12 protein-coding genes are annotated in these 15,589 nt (G+C 43.7%); 4 read left to right on the forward strand and 8 right to left on the reverse strand.

Annotated elements, in window-relative coordinates; genetic code table 11:
- Window positions 1-32: 32 nt before the first annotated feature.
- Window positions 33-2,219: a PAS domain-containing sensor histidine kinase gene (locus tag DWW91_RS01630; protein WP_122326743.1), complete on the reverse strand. Its 2,187-nt coding sequence runs from the start codon at window positions 2,217-2,219 to the stop codon at window positions 33-35.
- A gap of 126 nt (window positions 2,220-2,345) precedes the next feature.
- The gene (locus DWW91_RS01635) at window positions 2,346-3,182 is read right to left on the reverse strand and encodes a copper resistance protein NlpE N-terminal domain-containing protein (RefSeq protein WP_122326744.1); all 837 of its coding nucleotides are present in this window, start codon (window positions 3,180-3,182) and stop codon (window positions 2,346-2,348) included.
- Between the two features lie 113 nt (window positions 3,183-3,295).
- Here DWW91_RS01635 and DWW91_RS01640 point away from each other — a divergent pair, with 113 nt between their 5' ends.
- Window positions 3,296-4,057: a phosphatase PAP2 family protein gene (locus DWW91_RS01640; protein WP_122326745.1), complete on the forward strand. Its 762-nt coding sequence runs from the start codon at window positions 3,296-3,298 to the stop codon at window positions 4,055-4,057.
- Between the two features lie 3 nt (window positions 4,058-4,060).
- Here DWW91_RS01640 and DWW91_RS01645 read toward each other — a convergent pair whose 3' ends face one another.
- Window positions 4,061-5,581, reverse strand: a complete 1,521-nt coding sequence (locus DWW91_RS01645; RefSeq protein WP_122326842.1) for a GH3 auxin-responsive promoter family protein — start codon at window positions 5,579-5,581, stop codon at window positions 4,061-4,063.
- Window positions 5,582-5,662: 81 nt separating this feature from the next.
- Here DWW91_RS01645 and DWW91_RS01650 point away from each other — a divergent pair, with 81 nt between their 5' ends.
- A complete protein-coding gene (locus tag DWW91_RS01650; protein WP_122326746.1) occupies window positions 5,663-6,676 on the forward strand; it encodes an ATP-dependent 6-phosphofructokinase in 1,014 nt (337 codons plus the stop codon).
- 4 nt (window positions 6,677-6,680) lie between these two features.
- Here DWW91_RS01650 and rnc read toward each other — a convergent pair whose 3' ends face one another.
- From rnc to DWW91_RS01665, 3 genes are read right to left on the reverse strand one after another with little or no spacing between them, the layout of a single operon-like run.
- Window positions 6,681-7,595, reverse strand: a complete 915-nt coding sequence (gene rnc / locus DWW91_RS01655; RefSeq protein ID WP_046145746.1) for a ribonuclease III — start codon at window positions 7,593-7,595, stop codon at window positions 6,681-6,683.
- A 1-nt stretch (window position 7,596) separates the two neighbouring features.
- On the reverse strand, window positions 7,597-8,862 hold the full coding sequence (gene fabF / locus DWW91_RS01660) for a beta-ketoacyl-ACP synthase II (protein ID WP_009860667.1): 1,266 nt from the start codon (window positions 8,860-8,862) through the stop codon (window positions 7,597-7,599).
- 21 nt (window positions 8,863-8,883) lie between these two features.
- On the reverse strand, window positions 8,884-9,120 hold the full coding sequence (locus DWW91_RS01665) for an acyl carrier protein (protein WP_009860668.1): 237 nt from the start codon (window positions 9,118-9,120) through the stop codon (window positions 8,884-8,886).
- 154 nt (window positions 9,121-9,274) lie between these two features.
- On the opposite strand from DWW91_RS01665, the gene purN reads away from it, so the two are divergent.
- On the forward strand, window positions 9,275-9,838 hold the full coding sequence (gene purN / locus DWW91_RS01670; protein WP_009860669.1) for a phosphoribosylglycinamide formyltransferase: 564 nt from the start codon (window positions 9,275-9,277) through the stop codon (window positions 9,836-9,838).
- Window positions 9,839-9,916: 78 nt separating this feature from the next.
- Here purN and DWW91_RS01675 read toward each other — a convergent pair whose 3' ends face one another.
- Entirely contained in the window at window positions 9,917-12,730 is a 2,814-nt protein-coding gene (locus DWW91_RS01675) for a TonB-dependent receptor (protein WP_122326747.1), read from the reverse strand.
- An 18-nt stretch (window positions 12,731-12,748) separates the two neighbouring features.
- A complete protein-coding gene (locus DWW91_RS01680; protein ID WP_122326748.1) occupies window positions 12,749-13,927 on the reverse strand; it encodes a DUF4925 domain-containing protein in 1,179 nt (392 codons plus the stop codon).
- A 413-nt stretch (window positions 13,928-14,340) separates the two neighbouring features.
- On the opposite strand from DWW91_RS01680, the gene DWW91_RS01685 reads away from it, so the two are divergent.
- On the forward strand, window positions 14,341-15,582 hold the full coding sequence (locus tag DWW91_RS01685; protein ID WP_009860673.1) for a glycosyltransferase: 1,242 nt from the start codon (window positions 14,341-14,343) through the stop codon (window positions 15,580-15,582).
- The last annotated feature ends 7 nt before the right edge of the window (window positions 15,583-15,589 follow it).

Below are 15,589 nucleotides of genomic sequence, written 5' to 3' on the forward strand. Positions count from 1 at the left end.
TTTTGAATAGCATTGTCAGACCTTTTCAAAATCTATTTTTTGAGAAGGTCTGATGATTTTATATCACATGCTATTGTAAACCGGAACGTACTTCCTTTCCCTAATTCCGATTCAACAGACATTTCTCCGCCCAGCTTGTTGACAATCATTTGGCAGATAGATAAGCCGAGCCCGGTTCCGGGGACGAACTTGTCGAATTTGGCAAACCGTTCAAATACATGGTTTAAATTCTCTTTGTCTATCCCTTTTCCTGTATCGGAAACATAGAAAGATAATCCGTTTGGAATGACTTCATAACCGATTGTAATCGAGCCTTCCGAGGTGAATTTGGCTGCATTGTTCAGTAAGTTGGTGATTACCTGTATCAGCCTGTTCTTTTCGGAATGGATAATGTACCTTTTATAAGGCAGGTTACAGATAAGTTTTACCTGTGATGGTAAGTGCGAATCATAGACCTGCTTCAAATCAGCAATGACTTCTGTAATATCAAAATCACTGTAGTTAAAGGTCATTTTCCCCGCATCGATTTTGGATATGTCGAGTATGTCGTTGATAATCTGTAGTAACAAATCGTTGTTTTCTTCGATAATCCGGATAAATTCATCTTTATCCTCATGATCATCTGTCTGGGCGAGAAGCTGGGAGAAGCCGACAATGGCATTCAACGGTGTCCGTATTTCATGGCTCATATTAGCAAGGAAAGCCATTTTCATCCGGTTGCCTTCTTCTACTTTTTCAATATGTGTGATATCGATCAGAAGACCCGTTACGCTTTTAATACTTCCGTCAGGATAATATTCAAGCGGAACGGAGAAGGTATTTGTCCAGCGGTAATCCGTGTCTCCGTCCAGCATGATCCGTAAATGCAGGTTGCTGTATCCTTTACATTCGCGGATACGTTTATCCTGTTCCTGTTGTAAAATAAGACGGTCGTCCGGGTGAACCGTGAAATTGAATGATCCCCGGATGAAGTTTCCGGGAGCGACCGGATCAGGATACAGCCGGGTATATTCCTGTGTCTTGATATCCAGATCCCATTGGATAATATTAGCGGCCTGGATTGCCAGTTCGCTACGTTGTATATAGTTGCGCAGCTTTTGTTCCCGCTCTATCTCTTCCGTTATATCTTCGCGTGTCCCGATCAGTTTATGAACATTTCCATTCTTATCATATTTGGATACTTTGGCGATCAGCCTGACCCATCGGTATGAACTGTTAAGATCTTTTATGCAGAATTGAATATTCAAAAATTCGGAACGTTTATTCAGAATGTCGTCGAATGCTTTTAAATAGGTTTCCTGATGTTCGGGGGCAATTGCTTTATAAATATCTCTTGTTGTCGTATCCTGATTGAAAAATACGGATTCTCCGGCAGAAGAAAATATGCCGGTCTGATTATCATATTCCCAGATAATCATATTTGTGATTTGCAGGAGTAAATCACGCTGCTGACGATTCTCTATCAGTTCCTGTACCTTATTTTTCTGGTCTGTGATATCTTTTTGGGTACCGATTAGACGGTCTATCTTCCCGTTCTCTCCACGTATGCCCATTGAATAAATCTCATACCAGCGTATTTCTCCTTCCGGTGTTAACAGGCGGAATTGTTCGATGCTTTGTTTGTGTTTCTCTTCAACAATGTCAGTGACCAGTTTGACATGACGTTCTCTGTCCTCGGGAACCAGTTGTTTGGTGACATCCCATAGTTTCATTCCCGGCTGTGGCACCGTATTTTCATCAGATAAATCGAAGGTGTCGCTTTCGGGGAGATAAGACCATACCGACAGGTTTCCGGCTTTTAAGGCCATTGTCAGTTTGTTCTTTTCATTGATAGTCTCTAGCTGGGCTTCTACCCGTTTGGTCATGTTTCGGAATATGCCGAAAGTATAATCTTCGAAAGGAATTATATATCCTTCGGCATAACCAATATGACCTTCATTTTCAACTTCGTAATGAATTATATTCGATTTACGCGTTTCCATCGTATCCAGAAATGCATTCAGGAGTTCGTTTCCGGAATCACCTCTTAAATTCTTGTAGCAGAACAGCTCCCGGATAGTTTGCCCTTTTTGCTGTTGAGGCGTAAGGAACAAAGATATTTCGGGCTGATAATTAAGCAGGTCTTCAATAAAACCTTCTTTATTAACTATTAAAACTGTATCAGGAAGGAGTTCCAGGAACTGCTTCATGCCTGTCAGAGAGTTTTCATCATTCGCCATAGCCTATAAATTTCGGAGGTTGACCGGTCGGCAAAGTTACTGAATATATTTCTCTCTGATTAAAAAAATAGAATAGAATATATTAAAACCCGATGAAATTCACAACTTTTAGTGCGTACGGGAGAATTACTTCTTTATTCGTTTTAAACTATAGTTCAGTCCGGATTCTGCTTTTTTGAAATCATCTCCAATCAAAGTGATTGTAGAATCATTCTCGCAAAGGAAATTCATCCTTTCATCGCCATTATCGGAAATTAACTGCCAGACGGTGGCATTGTCGTCTCCGGGTATTCCACGTAATGTAAGCCGTTTGCCGGTAGTGACGAATGTTGCATCTTTACCGTCTTCGGCTTCCAGGTAAGTCTGTGAAAGAGAGAATGTACCATCGCCGCTATGTTCACGACTACGGATTGTCAGGTCGTAACGGATGCCCGGACAGTCGGCGCAAGGCAACTCACCTTCATAAGTGAGCGTTTGCATTTTACCCAGGGAGTCATCGCTTTCCGCCTTGTCTTGCCGGTATATTTCTTTTTGGCGCTGGCTGATTGTCCATATACCATCTTCGAGACGTATATTCTTAGTGTCATCGTCTTCTATATTCCAGGCATAACCGCCGGCGGGAAGTGAGCGGCGGTCGAGTATTTCATTCGGTGTACCGTTTGAGAAAAATAACTCAGCCTTTAATGAGTCCGGGCTGAAAACGATATAAGCGGATGATTTACCATCGGTGGCTTCCAGTCGTATTCCCGATTCAAAAAGGCGGATGCAATTTTGTTGCACTTCCGACCAGGTATAACCGGCAGAAGCAATGCAACCGTGTTCATCTTTATCATTTCCAACCATTTCGTTAGCTTCGTTTTCAGCCAGGGATTCTTGTTTCGCTTTCTGTTGTCCACAGGAAAAAAGAAGGCCTGTGCAAAGGATAAGGGCGGATAGGATAGGCCCGTTGTTTGTTCTTTTCATCAGAATGAATGTTTTTAATTTGTTTATAAACGGATATCGTTACACTATAAGAAACAAAGATAAGTTATTTTTTGTTCCTTTGTGGCTTGAATAAAAGATAAAGCCTGCAAGGAATGAGAACAGCTCTTTTTACTGTAATTTTTCTGATAATAGCATATTTGTCGCCTCTCTGTGCGCAGAATGAAACAGTGTTGTCTGACAGTTTAAAACAGAAGATGCCTGTTATCGAGTACAAATTCAATGCGAAACATCTGATACTTCCGGCTTCGCTGATTACAGTCGGGGCAGTGGGTACGGCTATTGACGGTATGAATGATTTTCATCTTTTTTCGCGGAAAAGCGATGTGAAGAAAATTCATCTCGATGATTATATGGAGTGGGGGATGCTGGGTTGGGTATTTGTCTGCGACCTGATGGGGAAAGAAAAGCATAACTGGGTGGATCAGCTTTTCCTTGTCACTCTGGCGGAAGGGATGAATGCCGTTATGACACGCACCTTAAAATATACGGTAAAAGAAATACGCCCGGACGGAGGCCCTTATTCTTTTCCTTCCGGACATACGGCGAATGCTTTTTTAGGGGCGCATATGGCCTATAAGGAGTTTAAGGATAGCAGTCCTGTATTGGCTTATTCAGGATATGCCCTGGCCCTTTTTGTTGCGGGTTCCAGATTATATAATAACCGGCATTGGGTAGCCGATGTCGTCGCTGGGGCCGGATTCGGTATTTTGTCCGTCGAACTGGCTTATCTCACCTATTTTCCTATTCGTAACGCCATTGCCCGTAAGATAAACCGCAAAGCAGCTCAAAATATGGTGATTGCTCCGACCTTTAATGAGCAGGGAGGAGGAGTTTATTTCTCTTATTCGTTTTGATAATCAGGATAACTGCTTATTGATAGCCAGTAATTGTTCGATATGTGTCCGGTCGTTGCTGAGGCGTGGAATTTTGTGCTGGCCGCCTAATTTACCTTTTTCTTTGAGCCATTCGTAGAAGGCACCTTCATGAGCGATTGTGATTTCCAGCGGTTGAAGAGATATTTCCTTGTAACGTTTGGCCTCATAGTCCGAGTTTAATTCCTGTAATGTTTTATCCAGTAATGAAGCGAACTCTTCCATGGAAGGAGGCATCTTTTCAAATTCGATAAACCATTGATGACAGCCTTTCGCCTTGTCGAGCATAAAAAGAGGGGCTGCTGTATATTCTTTGACGATAGCTCCGGTCTGCCGGCTGACCTTACTGATCGCTTTGTCGGCATTATCTACCATCAACTCCTCTCCGAAAGCATTGATATAATGCTTAGTTCTTCCCGAAATGACGAATTTATGCGGGAAAAGAGAGGTAAAACGCACCGTATCTCCAATCTGATAACGCCATAGTCCGCCGGAGGTCGTGATGACCATCGCGTAGTTTTTTCCTGTCTCCACTGCTTCCAGCGGCAGAATGGTCGGATTGGGCATACCGACTTCCGACATAGGGATAAACTCGTAGAATACACTGTAATCTTGCATCAACAGCAAACTCTGATCCGCCGGATCATCCTGTATGCCGAAAAATCCTTCTGAAGCATTGTACGTTTCCATATAATGCATCTTGTCCGAAGGAATGAGGGCTTTATATTGTTCCCGGTAAGGTTCGAAGCTGATACCTCCATGGAAAAATACTTCCATATTGGGCCAGACTTCGGTCAGATAGTCCCGTCCGGTCTTTTTCAGAACAGACTTGATTAATACCAACATCCATGAAGGAACACCGGAAAGACTGTTTACATCCTTATTCCACGTACTGTCTACGATCGCTTTTATTTTGCTTTCCCATTCATCCATCAGAATGATCCGTTTAGCCGGAACACGCATCAGGTTGACCAGCGGATTCAGGTTCTGTAGCAGAACTGCGGACAGGTCGCCGCAATGGGATTTTTGATTTAGAGGAGAAGGACTGTGGCTACCGCCCAGAATCAATCCTTTTTTGGAGAAAAAATGACTTTCCGGATTATTTCTCAGATAGAGGGCAACCGTGTCGAAACCACCTTTGTAGTGACAGCCCTGCAATATTTCCGGAGTGACGGGAAGGAATTTACTCTTGTCGTTCGTGGTGCCACTGCTTTTGGCGTACCACTTGACTACCGAAGGCCAGAGTATGTTCCTTTCTCCATTAATCATCCGTGTGACGTAAGGCTTTATGTCGTCATATATCTGCAACGGGACACGCTGGCAGAAATCTTCATATCTTTTGATACTTTTATAATCATATTTCAACCCCCATTCCGTGTTGCGGGCTGCCGATAATAACGACCGTAGCTGCTTGCGTTGCAACCGGTCGGTCTCCTGCCCATATTTTTCTATCTCCTTTTGACGGGGGCGGAAGAGTAGTGATATTGTATTTGTTAAAATATCCATGCTCTTTTTATTTGTATCGGTTGCAAATGTAGGCATTCTCTTTTTATTTATATCTTTGTCGTATACATAATTAACAAAACAATGAAAATAGGTATCCTTTCTTCGGGAGGTGATTGTCCCGGTATAAACGCAACGATTCGTGGTGTCGGTAAAACTGCCATAATGCATTATGGTATGGAAGTGATCGGAATTCATAGTGGTTTTGTTGGCTTGTTGAACAAAGATATTCAATCGTTCGACGAACGTAGTCTTTCCGGTATCCTGAACCTGGGCGGAACGATCCTGGGTACTTCCCGCGAGAAACCATTCCGTAAATTACTTGCCTCCGGTGAAAGTGAAAAACCTCAGGTTATTATACAGAATTATGAAGAATTAGGATTAGACTGTCTGGTCTGTATCGGTGGAAACGGTACACAGAAGACAGCCGGAATGCTCTCGGCCCTCGGTCTGAACATCATTGGTGTTCCTAAAACAATCGATAATGATGTGTGGGGAACGGATATAACGTTCGGTTTCGATACGGCTGTCAATATTGCGACGGATGCGATCGATCGTTTGCATTCTACTGCCAGTTCGCATAAACGGGTCATGGTAGTGGAAGTTATGGGGCATCATGCCGGATGGATTGCTCTTTATGCCGGAATGGCGGGAGGAGCGGATGTGATACTGCTTCCCGAGCTGGGATATGATATGGACAAAGTAAACCAGACGATTCTCGACCGTGCCCATCGTGGCAAACCCTATTCGATTGTTGTTGTTGCCGAAGGAGTGGAAACGCCCGATAAGAAGCGTCCTTCCGATTATATCACCCGTGCAATTGAGGCGGCAACCGGAATAGAATCTCGTGATACGGTGCTGGGATATATCCAGCGTGGCGGTAATCCTTCCCCTTTCGACCGTAACCTGGCTACCCGTCTGGGAGGACATGCGACGGAATTGATTGCCAACCGTCAATTCGGGCGTATGGTCTGCATGAAAGGAAATAATGTGGAATCAATAGCCTTGTCGGAAGTGGCTGGTAAATTAAAACTGGTCACTCCGGAGCACGACCTGATCGTTCAGGGAGAAAGAATGGGGATTTCGTTCGGTAAGTAATTAATTACCGAACTTCTTCATTGATTGTGGCATCGATACACTGCGGGCTGTTATTGGTCACTTGCTTGACCGGAGCCTGTTCCTGCTCCGTTGCCGAATCTTCCTCCGGAAGATCTTCAAACTCATGTTCGGCAGTTGTTTCGCCGGTCTGTTTCTTTTTCAGTTCGGAAATGAATTGCTGGAATACTTTATCCGTACGCAATTTCTTGATTGCCATCTTAGCAGCGTTCTGCTGTGACTCTTTTTTGGAATAACCGATACCGACGCCTATTTGTGTGTCGGCCAGTGTGACGCCCGTTTGGAAGACCGGATTGCCGTCATTGTCGGTGAACGATTCTATCAATTCGAATGTAATTTCCAGTTTGTTTTTCTGGCTCCATTCTATCAGACTGGATTTGAAGTTTACTTCTTTACGGGCGATATTATCCAGGTCAATGTATTTATTGATGATTACATCTTCTACAAAATGATAACACATACGGTATCCCTGATCCAGATAGATTGCTCCGATCAGTGCTTCCAATGCATTGCCATACATATGATTATTGTGAGAACTCAGTTTGGCTGAGTAGACAACCATTTTGTCGAGTCCCAGTTCAACGGCTACGCGATTGAGTGTTTCGCGTTGAACGATTTTGGAACGGGTATTAGTCAGGAAACCTTCCCGTTTATTTTGAAAATGTTTGTATACAATGTCTGCCACGACGGCATCCAATACGGCATCACCCAAGAACTCCAGTCGTTCGTTGTTCAGCCATTTTCCATCGCTGGCTTCCACAGAGGAAGATTTGTGCAGGAAAGCCTGTTCGTAAACGTGGATGTTATCGGGGTAAAATCCCAGTATTTTATATAAAGAAGAATAAGGCTCCTTATTCTTATGTTTGAGGAGCCTTATCTTTTTGTATAATTGTGTAAACACTTTACTTCACAAATTTTTTTACAATCATGCTGGCATTGTGGCCACCGAACCCGAAGGTATTGGACAGTGCTGCGTTAACCGTTCTTTTTTGTGCTTTATTGAACGTGAAGTTCAGATTGTAATCGATTTCAGGATCATTGTCTCCTTCTTCATGATTGATAGTCGGAGGAACAATATCTTCATTAACAGCCATAATACAAGCAATTGCTTCCAATGCTCCGGCTGCACCCAGTAAGTGTCCAGTCATAGACTTCGTTGAACTGATGTTCAGCTTATAGGCATGTTCGCCGAATACATCCAGAATAGCTTTCGCTTCCGAGATGTCTCCTACCGGGGTAGAAGTGCCGTGAACATTGATATAGTCTATCTCTTCCGGTTTCATCTCTGCGTCTTCAAGAGCATTCTTCATCACCAGTTTTGCACCCAGACCTTCCGGATGAGAAGCTGTCAGGTGGTAAGCGTCTGCCGACATACCTGCACCAACAATTTCACCATAGATCTTAGCGCCTCTGGCCAATGCATGTTCCATCTCTTCAAGAATCAGACAGGCTGCACCTTCACCCATTACAAATCCGTCACGACTTGCGCTGAATGGGCGCGAAGCTGTTTCCGGTGATTCGTTTCGGGTTGAAAGGGCGTTCATCGCATTAAAACCGCCAAGACCGGGAGCCGCAATAGCAGCTTCTGCACCACCTGTAACAATTGCATTTGCTTTTCCTAAGCGAATGTAATTGAAAGCATCGGCAATAGCATTGGTTGAAGATGCACATGCTGAAACAGTCGCAAAGTTCGGACCACGGAAACCGTACATCATTGAAATATGTCCTGCTGCAATATCTGCAATCATTTTAGGAATGAAGAATGGGTTGAATTTCGGACCGATGGTGTCTTTTGTTTTTTCATAACCGGCAACTTCTTCTTCAAAAGTCCTGATACCACCGATTCCGGCAGCGAAAATAACACCGATACGATCTTTATTCTCATTCTCCAAGTCCATAGCTGCATCTGCAACAGCCTGTTTGGCTGCGCTGATAGCCAATAAACTATAGCGGTCGCATTTGCGAGCTTCCTTACGGTCCATCACCTCTAACGGATCAAAACCTTTAACTTCGCAGGCAAAGTGCGTTTTAAATTTTGATGCATCAAAATGAGTAATAGGTCCCGCTCCACTCTTCCCGTTGATAAGGCCCTCCCAGGTTTCTGCGAGGGTATTACCAAGAGGAGTAATGGCTCCAAGACCTGTTACTACAACTCTTTTTAATTCCATACCTTTAATTAAAAGGATTGATTACTTCGCGTTAGCTTCGATATAAGCGACTGCATCGCCTACTGTTGTAATCTTTTCTGCCTGATCATCAGGAATTGAGATACCGAATTCTTTTTCGAATTCCATAATCAATTCTACAGTGTCAAGAGAGTCTGCTCCTAAATCATTAGTAAAGCTCGCTTCGTTTGTAACTTCTGTTTCTTCAACACTTAATTTGTCAACGATGATAGCCTTTACTCTAGATGCAACTTCAGACATAACTTTTTCAATTTAGATTAATAAATACGAATATACTTTTTAAATTTGCAGTGCAAAGAAAAGAATTTTTTATGTTACAAAACAAATTTAATGCACTAAAAATGCGGAAAACTGCACATTTTTTCTTTTCGTGTGCACTAAAACATAGAAAAATATGAAAAACGTAGCAATTTTTGCCTCCGGTTCGGGTACAAACGCGGAAAATATCGCCCGGTACTTCTCTAAAAGTGAAACCGTTAAAGTCGCGGTTGTTTTGTCCAATAATAAGAATGTGGGCGTTCATGCACGCGTCAATAATCTGGGAATTCCGTCTTTTGTGTTTTCCCGCGACGAATTTGTGGAAGGAACCCCCATTTTGGCGAAACTGGCGGAATATCAGATCGATTTGATTGTTCTGGCTGGTTTTATGAATAAGATTTCAGATGCGTTACTGACAGCTTATCCGGGTAAAATCATCAATATTCATCCGGCTCTGTTACCTAAACATGGCGGAAAGGGAATGTATGGGATGCATGTGCATGAGGCTGTCGTTGCTGCCGGCGAGAAAGAGTCAGGCATAACGATACATTATATAAATGAGAATTACGATGAAGGTGATATCATTTTCCAGGCTAAATGTGAGGTGTTGCCTGCCGATACCCCTGAAGAAGTGGCTACTAAAGTGCATGCATTGGAATATGCTCATTATCCGCATGTGATTGATGACTTATTGAAATAGTAAGAAAAAGGTATAAAAAATTAAGCCCTACCGGTAATTTCTTGATCCGGCAGGGCTTTTCATCTATTAGTGGTTTAATCAGAATGTCATGTTCAATTGCATCACATAAGTACGTGGTGCCGATACCAGCATCGGGCGTGTGCAATATTCTTTATTAAAGAGATTGTTGATCATAAACTGGAATGATACGTCTTTCGTTATCTTTACGCCGGCACGCAGGTCGACTACACAATAGTCCGTATTCTTTTCTTTCCAGTATGTATTAAGCGTTTCTCCGCCGATATTTCCATACAGCAGCTGACGGATATACTCCATGGCATCCGGCTGTTCTTTTTCGCGCTCGTCTACCATCAGATAATCGACTGCCAGCATCTTACTTTTCCAAGTCACATTCATACCCAGGTTCAGGCGTTTCCACTGGAGATCAAGCACACCTTTCACCGTGTGTTTCTGACGATATTTCAGATATTTGGAGTCGTTGGATTTTTCCTTGGCACGGAGAGGGTCGTTATATTGTGCTTCGATTTCGTTCTTTTCCTTGTAATCGATATCCTCGGGTTCGATGAAAACATATCCCAGGTTATAAGATAACTTGGTGTCGGGATTGAAGTTGTAGAAACCGTTTGTACTTATCTCTGCCCCATAGATGCGTGCTTTGGATACATTGTAGAATTGTGCACCGATACCCGGCATCTGACCTTTGGCAATGATACCCAGGATTTCCTGTGTGCTGTTGGCATAGGCATAAGAGTTGGGGTCGAAGAAGCCGAAACGGAATTCGATCATGTCCGTATATTGCGTATAGAAACCGGCCACATCGAAGAATCCCATCAGATTACCGAATTTATATCCTTGTTTGAAACCCAGTTCTGCATTTACCCCTTTTTCTGCCTTTACTTCATTGTTCGGGAATACACCGACTCCACCGATATCCTTGCGGGCATATTTCTCGGTCAGAGAAGGATAACGATAGCCTTGTCCGAAACTGGCCCGGATAAAGCTGTAATCAGCCAGTTGGTAATTCAAACCTGCACGGAAGATAGGTTTGACAGGTACTTTAGCTCCGAATATCTTTGTGTCGGCTTCACGAAGAAAATCATCCACACGATAATATTCGGCACGCATACCGGCAGACACGCTCAGACGGTCGAAAAAGCGTTGGTCATACTGGAAGAACAGGGCTGCATTGTCGCTATCGTGATTGCCTGTCGTTACAGAGGTGCTTCGCATATGTTCGTAAGTGGCTCCGGCTGTGATCTGTGTACCGTTGTCCCATTTTTTGTTGAACTGGTAATCCAGATAATACGTATAATTCTTGTCGATGGTTACCGGGTCAGCTTTCGGGTTGATCGCATTGGACAACCAAGGGATCAGGTCGGAGGTACTGCTAGGAATACCACGTTTCATCACCCATGAAAGCAGGTCGCAGTAATCGGCTGTAGTCGCTGTCGGGAAAATACTACCCAGCAGATTGGTTGTTCCGTTTACCAGTCCGTTAAGGTCGCCTTGCAAAGCCGGCTGGATGATTGGATAGAGCATGCTGTAATCGCCGTTTTGTACGTTTTGCACAATACCGGTAATGGCATTGACATCAGTACCCATATTTCCCAAAATGTCCGTGATCGACTTCCCGCTGTTCGAGCCGTCTGCAATATTGTCACCGCGGTAATAGAAGCGGGCCTTTACCTTGTGGGAGGTATTATTATTCGGGTTTGTAAAATTAAAGAACGGGTCGATGTAGAAAGTATTTGCTTCGCGTCCCATATTGGCAATGGGAGACGGTTCATAAACATCTTTCGGCGAACGCCAGAGGAAGAAATCGGCATATTTGTCACTCATGAAGTTTACGTTGAAACCATAGTTCAGCAAATTGCCGTCTTTCATCGGCTGATGGTAAGTCAGGTTACCGCCGGCACGAAACCGTTTGTTGTAACCTTGTTTTTTATATCCTTCGTCGGTAAACATATTCAGTCCGGCCGATACGTCGAAGTTTCCGATGCGGCGGGCATGTGAGAAGTCTATCCCTTCATAAATCGGGTTGCGGATACCGGAGAATACGTTTTTACGCAGGAATGGCTCTACCTCATATTTATCTTCTTTCCAAAAAGATTTGTCGCTCCACCGGTATTCCTCGTTGTCGGGATCGCCGTAAATACCTAAATAAGCACGCAAGGTCGTTACCGGTGTCAGGCTTGGCCGTTTGGTCCGGATGTTGATTACACCGTTCAGGGCAGACGAACCGTACAGTACAGAAGAGGCCCCTTTCATAACTTCTACCTGTTCGATATTTTCCAGCGGAACGATATTCCAGTTAATGATTCCTGTACCCGAAGTAAGCGCACTCATTCCGTCGATCAGCACAAGGCTTCGTGAACCGACGCCGTAGGTCCAGCCGTTACCACCACGGATAGAAGGCTGTTTGTCGTTGATATCGACTCCCGGCATTGTATTCAGTGTGGCACTCAGGTCGGTTGGCGCTTGCTTGGTAATATCTTCGGCCTTCAGTAAATCCATGGAGACGGTGACATTGCTTAGTTTTTGTTCAAAACGTCCGGCACTGACTACCACATCTCCCAACAGGTTGGCTTTTACCTGCATGAATATATTTCTTGTCTTCGTTTCATTCCGGTTGATTACTACCGGGACCTGTTCGTTCTCATAACCGATGTAACTGAACAGCAGGTCGACACCCCCTTCCGGAAGGTTGATCTGATAAGAACCGTCTGCTTCGGAAATTGTACCGTTTGTTTCTCCCGTGATCCTTTTATAGGTAATATTGACTCCCGCCAATGGCTCATTGGTCTCCTTGTCATATACGAATCCTTTCATGATCTGTCCGAAAGCAGGACCGGTCAGGAAGGCAAGTAAAAATAGTATTGTATATTTTTTCATGTCTGTACTCTTTATTTATTATTGTATCTCCTTTTGTTTGCTTAGCATCATGCCTAGTTCCAGTGTTTTTGTTTGTTGCAGGCTACTGGCAAGCATTTCAAGCAAAGATGTTATCATCGGTCCCATTGGTCCGCCAATTATTTCTTCCGGAAGAAGATCTTTTATTAAGGGTAACAGCGGAAGGAAAGCTGCAATTTCATCTTTATCCAGATATAGGAATATATCTCCCTTATAAGCGATTTGTCCGCCCATGCTGCTGTAAGGGGCTTCCGAATTTTTGCGGATATTCATCCGGATACCGGTAGTACTCCATTTATTAAGCTGCTGGTAAATGGCTGCGATAACGGAAGCGTCGAGGCCGCCGTCTGCCTTAGTCTTATTCTGTTGAATCTGGTAAAGAATCATATCGATGTTGGGGACTATATAAAGTTCCGAGTCGTCTTTTACATAATAAGAAGCCAGATTGATCGGCGAAGTGAGCCATTCGCTGTCTTTTCTGTCCGGGGGAATGCTTATCAAATCTCCGATAGCTTTGCCTTCCGGCATGGTGGCGTAGCGGGCTGTGATATTGCCATCCGGATTGAAAGAGACTTCATTGATAAACCAGCAGATCAGGTTTCCTGCAATAGGCTCCAGTATGGGAACTACCTGTCCCAGAAGAGCATTGTCAGTTACCATATGAAAGGCATGGCGCATCAAAGTATATTCTCCCAAAACAGGGTCTGTTTCAATAGATTCCCCACCTTGCACCGGATACCATGTCCCATTTGAAGTCAGTTGGTTCGATGCGATTTTTACATCGGTCAGATCGAATGTCATCTTGCCTTTTTCAACATTCCCTCTGTAAGCGAAAGTAGTGCCGTTGTTTCCGGTTCCGTTTCCTGAAAAAGAGTAACTGTTGCTTCCGGAAGTAACTGCTACGTTCTCCAGCAATGTTGCGGCTTCCCCGGGGAGGATGTAATGCAGTGTAATGGTTGCCGCATTGTTACCGGTTAGTTTGAAAGAGACGTCCTTACCGATGAACTCACGTCCACTGTAAGTCAGGTTCAGTGTATTGCCACCTTCCGGTGTGCTCAACTTATTGGAATAGATTCCGTTTAATTCGGAACCGCCCTCATCATCATTGTCATCGCAGGCAAACAGGAAGGGGACCATGCAGATAACATAAAGAAAGTTGCGCAATAAATACTTGTTCATTTACTTTTCTTTTTATTGTTTAATTTTGATGATACAAAGTACTGATATAACTTTGTACCAAACAATAGCTATCTTTCAGAATCAATATTCCATTATTAAGAATCGACATTTCGGAGGTGTAATAACTATCTGTATATTAGTGTATGGTAAAATGACATTATTAATAATAGAATATCGAATGTGAAAAATAGACATTGACGGATATGTTTATATCTCCTTTCTTTGCTCTCATTATGTTAATGAGTATATTGTTAGGATTTTTAGCCTTTTTGGTCCGGATGCTTTTTAAAAGGAAGGTAGCAGGTAAAAAGGTAAGTGAGGCTTGTGAGGTAAAAGAACAATGTCTCCCGGATAGCAAAGAAGGCAAAGAAGTCTGATTTGTGATGAAAAAACTACGTGTAAAATATTGAAGAATGAAAATACTGCTTGTAACAAGAGGATCGCAAGGTGATGTACTGCCTTATCTGGCTGTAGCCCGCGAGTTGGTTAAACGGGGTCATGAGGTAACGGTAAATATTCCCCATGTTTTTGAGGAAATGGCAAAGAAATATCCTGTAAAAGTCGTTTTGCAGGATTTTGATAATATTGGCGGGATGATGGCCGACGCAGCCGAGAATAAACAGAGTTTTAAAAGGATTGTCGAGTGGACGCGCGAGGCGATAGACAAACAGTTTGTGCAGGTAATTCCGCTTTTGGAACAGAACGATGTTCTTGTAGCTGCTAATACTGAATTTGCCGCTACGGGGATTGCCGCGTATTGCAAGAAGCCGTTCGTCCGCACTTCTTTTGCTCCTTTTCTTCCGGGCGAGAAAATGCCGCCTCCTGCTTTTCCTTATCCGAAACCCAATCCGATCATTACACCTAAATTGCTTTGGCTGATGATGAACCGGGTATCCAACTATATGGTGAAGGATACGATAAACAAGAACCGTCGGAAATACGGATTGGCTCCAATCAGTAACTTTGGGGAGGATGCCGCAAAGAATAGTGATAACTTCTTATTGTACAGTCGATATCTGGGACATACCGATCCCGTCTGGGACAAACGTTTTCGCTGGAATATAGGCGGGTATTGTTTCAATGATACCTTTGAATATGATGAAGAGGCTTATCAGGAATTGATGGCTTTTATCAAAAAGGAACAGACACCGGTTCTCTTTTTTACGTTAGGTAGCTGTACATCGAACGACCGGGAGCGCTTTTGCGGTATGCTGGCCCGTATCTGCAAACGGAAGCAATACCGGCTGGTGGTCGGTTCAGGTTGGGCAAAGACCGGAGAGACGTTGCAGGGGAATGAACAATTGTTCCTGATGCAAAAGCCGATTCCGCATCATCTGATTTTCCCTCATTGCGACGCCGTGATTCATCATGGTGGGAGCGGAACGACGCATAGTGTGGCACGTGCCGGGAAACCTCAGCTGATCACTCCTTTACTTCTGGATCAGCCTTATTGGGGGTATCGGGTCCAGGTGCTCGGAGTCGGCCCGGAAAGAGTGAAGATCGCAAAGGTATCGGAAAGTGAACTGGAGCAAAAAATGGGTGACTTGATCAGCAATCCCGAATATAAAAAGAATGCAGCGATGCTCAGTGAGCAAATTGAAAGTGAAAAAGGAATCGAAAACATCTGTAATTATATAGAATCTTTGGCACGATAACCCTTTT

It is taken from the genome of Parabacteroides sp. AF17-3, assembly GCF_003635445.1.
Taxonomy (GTDB): Bacteria; Bacteroidota; Bacteroidia; order Bacteroidales; family Tannerellaceae; genus Parabacteroides; species Parabacteroides goldsteinii.

Coding starts and splice junctions, on each gene's coding strand:
- DWW91_RS01635 (WP_122326744.1), bottom strand. CDS start 3,182: ATGAAAAGAACAAACAACGGGCCTATCCTATCCGCCCTTATCCTTTGC.
- DWW91_RS01675 (WP_122326747.1), bottom strand. CDS start 12,730: ATGAAAAAATATACAATACTATTTTTACTTGCCTTCCTGACCGGTCCT.
- DWW91_RS01680 (WP_122326748.1), bottom strand. CDS start 13,927: ATGAACAAGTATTTATTGCGCAACTTTCTTTATGTTATCTGCATGGTC.
- purN (WP_009860669.1), top strand. CDS start 9,275: ATGAAAAACGTAGCAATTTTTGCCTCCGGTTCGGGTACAAACGCGGAA.
- fabF (WP_009860667.1), bottom strand. CDS start 8,862: ATGGAATTAAAAAGAGTTGTAGTAACAGGTCTTGGAGCCATTACTCCT.
- DWW91_RS01665 (WP_009860668.1), bottom strand. CDS start 9,120: ATGTCTGAAGTTGCATCTAGAGTAAAGGCTATCATCGTTGACAAATTA.
- DWW91_RS01685 (WP_009860673.1), top strand. CDS start 14,341: ATGAAAATACTGCTTGTAACAAGAGGATCGCAAGGTGATGTACTGCCT.
- DWW91_RS01645 (WP_122326842.1), bottom strand. CDS start 5,581: ATGGATATTTTAACAAATACAATATCACTACTCTTCCGCCCCCGTCAA.
- DWW91_RS01630 (WP_122326743.1), bottom strand. CDS start 2,219: ATGGCGAATGATGAAAACTCTCTGACAGGCATGAAGCAGTTCCTGGAA.
- DWW91_RS01640 (WP_122326745.1), top strand. CDS start 3,296: ATGAGAACAGCTCTTTTTACTGTAATTTTTCTGATAATAGCATATTTG.
- DWW91_RS01650 (WP_122326746.1), top strand. CDS start 5,663: ATGAAAATAGGTATCCTTTCTTCGGGAGGTGATTGTCCCGGTATAAAC.